Source organism: Pseudomonadales bacterium, assembly GCA_013215025.1.
In the GTDB taxonomy this organism is placed as follows: Bacteria; Pseudomonadota; Gammaproteobacteria; order Pseudomonadales; family DT-91; genus DT-91.
The window spans coordinates 1-3,066 of the sequence record JABSRR010000240.1 but is presented as its reverse complement, the minus strand read 5'-3'; the positions used below and the strand labels follow the sequence as shown (position 1 = coordinate 3,066).

3 protein-coding genes are annotated in these 3,066 nt (G+C 48.0%); 1 reads left to right on the top strand and 2 read right to left on the bottom strand.

Annotated features, from left to right (window positions below):
* Window positions 1-521: Flp pilus assembly complex ATPase component TadA (gene tadA / locus HRU21_12410; protein NRA43092.1), on the top strand; the 521-nt coding region annotated here is incomplete at its 5' end.
* A gap of 125 nt (window positions 522-646) precedes the next feature.
* Here the strand turns inward: tadA and HRU21_12405 are convergent.
* Window positions 647-2,095: a Rieske 2Fe-2S domain-containing protein gene (locus HRU21_12405; protein ID NRA43091.1), complete on the bottom strand. Its 1,449-nt coding sequence runs from the start codon at window positions 2,093-2,095 to the stop codon at window positions 647-649.
* A gap of 104 nt (window positions 2,096-2,199) precedes the next feature.
* Window positions 2,200-3,066, bottom strand: an 867-nt coding sequence (locus HRU21_12400; protein ID NRA43090.1) for an FAD-binding protein, incomplete at its 5' end; no start/stop codon positions are given.

The following is a 3,066-nucleotide window of genomic DNA, read 5'->3' as shown; positions in this document are numbered from 1 at the left end:
TAGATGCTCACAGCTATTTAGATGCGCTTCGATCTGCCATGCGCGAAGCACCAGACGCCATCTTGATTGGCGAGTGCCGTGATATGGAGACCATGAAATACGCAATTACCTTTGCCGAGACCGGGCATCAGTGCTACACCACCCTGCATGCTAATAATGCCCGCCAGGCTCTGGACCGCGTCGTGAATTTATTTCCTGAGCAATTACACAAGCAAGTGCGCTCTGACCTATCCGAGCACCTAAAGGCGGTTATTTGTCAGCGCCTAGTGACCACAACCGATGGCAGACGCGTGCCGGCGATTGAGATTTTAATGGTCACACCTTTTGTGCAGGAGTTGATTAAGCTAGGTAAAATTGATGAGATCAATGATGCTATGGTGAAAGACAACGACGATGGCTCGCAAACTTTTGATCAGGCTCTCTATGGCTTATATATGCAGCAAAAAATTAGCAAAGACGAGGCCATGAAATATGCTGACTCGAAAGATAATTTAGGCCTAATGATGCGCTTTGGCGACTGACTATCGCAGCCTTTGTCTTGTTCCTATAAACTACATTTCCCTCGCCATGCAGATACAAAAAAGCCCGCTTGCGCGGGCTTTTTATATTATAATTACAGCAAATATAGCGTTCTACTCATCAGCTATTATGCGGCAGCCTCATTGCTTTTTTCACCGGCTACGGTATAAAACTGTGAGTACCAGTTTTTACGCAGCTTGTTGATTGGGCCATCGCCTGCACAAAGCACTGGATTTGACTCATAACGCTTGTTTTTCCAAATCCACACGTCTTGGAAGAATGCATGCATTGACGCAGTCGCATATGCTGCACCGACTTGCGCAGCCTCTTCCGCAGATAAACCATCGGCAATTTTTAGCATAACGCCAGTAAATAATCGGAAACTATCGCCCTGCTCGACATCTTGCGTTTTCAAGCTAATTGGCATATGCGCATTTAACATTCTCACCGTATGCACTGGCCCTGGCGTTTGCACAACTTTTTGACCTTTATACGTCAAGGCGTCACCCATCGGCGTGGTCAAACTACCGTCTTCGCCAACTGCAATGCCGCCAAAGGCATTGAAATCGGTATCGAGCACCGGAAAGTTATAGCCATCCATGATCGTGCCATCAACCACTTTAACGGGTTGCTGGATGCGGCTTAAAATCATCTCACCATCTTCAGTGGCGAGGTTTTTCGGTAAGAAGCCTTCCCATTCGGTAATTTGATAGGCCGGGCCATAATAGGTGGCGCGTGCTTTCAAAAAGCCTAATGTTGAAGAGTCACAATCGTTGATTTGCAGTGCAGTGTGATCTTCAAACACATTATCGAAGTGCGCGCAGGGCGCATCATGCACCGGACCAAAATGCGCTTTATCGGCAATATTGTCGACCAACTCTTTCCAATGCGTATCAATAACTTCGGTGGTAACCGTCCAATCAGTCCATTCGTCAGAGCTGAACTCTTCCATTTCAGGAATTTCCCAGGTTGGCGCAGTGCCTTCTGGACAGTGCCACACAAATACCAAACCATTACGCTCACGGGTATGGAACTTTGCGGTTTTAGCGCGCGGTGGGATTTTGTCGCAGTAAGGGATCGAGGTACACTCACCGTCGCCATTCCACTCCCAGTGATGGAAAGAGCATTGAATACCTTCGTCGGTTAAATCACCAATCGAGAGTTTTGCGCCCATATGCATACAGTAGTTTTCTAAACACTGTAACTCACCGGCTTTATTACGAAACAACACCAAGCTTTTGCCAGCCACATTGACTTCCCAGGGGCCACGCTCATCAGCAGGAAAATCTGCAGGCTTCTGCTCTGGCTCAAAATGCATGGCAGCTAAAATAGCGTCTTGCTTAGCATTTGCTGTATCAATAGCAGCAGCCACATCAGCGCCCGTTTGTAGCGCTGCAAATACCGCTTCAACCGAGGCGCCATAGTCAGCTTGCATTTGCTTGGCATAGTTTACTTCTTGCAGGTTCTGCGGTGCAGGCGGCGGCGTCATCCAAGGCACGGTATAACCAATTGGGATCCATCCGCGCGGAAAACGCACATCTTGTGGGGGTTGATCTGTTGCTAAAATGGTAGACATTATCGCTCCTTGTTATTCAACGGCGGGTATTATTAAAGTAATAGTAAGCCAAATCTAAAAAAAGCAAAAGCAGCAATGCTGGAACATTGCCGCTCTGCGATCAATCAAGCAGTTTTGGCAATATGCTTAGCAGCAGCATAGGCAAAGGTCATCGCAGGGCCAAGAGTAGAACCCGGGCCTGGGTAAGTAGGTAAAACCGCTGAGGTGCAATTACCTGCTGCATACAAGCCCTTTATCGGCTTATCATGTTGATCAACACATTGACCATCAGCAGTGATGACAAAGCCGCCAGCTGTACCAAAGTCACCTGGCTCACAACGCAGAGCATAGAAAGGCGCCTTTTCAAGGGCTGCCATACAAGGGTTAGGCTTGCAGTCTTCTTTACCGTAGTAGCGATCATAGGCAGAGTCACCACGGCCGTGCTCAAGGTCCTTGCCGGATGCGGCAAAGCCATTAAAATCGGCGACTGTTTTGCTTAAATTCTCAGCGTTAATGCCAGTTTTCTCAGCAATTTCCTCAATGGTTTTGCCAATTGCCAAAAAGCCCGAATCGAAATAACGCTTTGGTAGCGCCTTATCAGGGCGTGTTTTTAAGGTCATTAAGGGGCCAACAATATTGTCTTCGCGGAAGCTTCGATCAAAGATCATCCAAAGCGGGCTGTTGGGCTCTTCTTCAGTATGCTTTTCAAATTGCTCGGTCTGGTAAGCCATGTAGTTCTGCGATTCATTGGCAATGCGCTTTCCAGCGGCATTGACGGTAATCGTGCCAGGTAGACTTTTTTCAACCACCGACAGACGCGGCAGCTTTTCACCCGGTACCATATACGTGGTAACCCAAAAGGCATGGTCCATATGTTCGGTTTTCACCGCAATATTCATGCCGGCAAGAATCGCATCACCGGTATTATTGGCACTGCCGGCCGACCAGTCTGCATTAGTTGGCTTAGGCAAATATTGATCGCGCAGCTGCTG

Coding starts and splice junctions, on each gene's coding strand:
- HRU21_12405 (NRA43091.1), bottom strand. CDS start 2,095: ATGTCTACCATTTTAGCAACAGATCAACCCCCACAAGATGTGCGTTTT.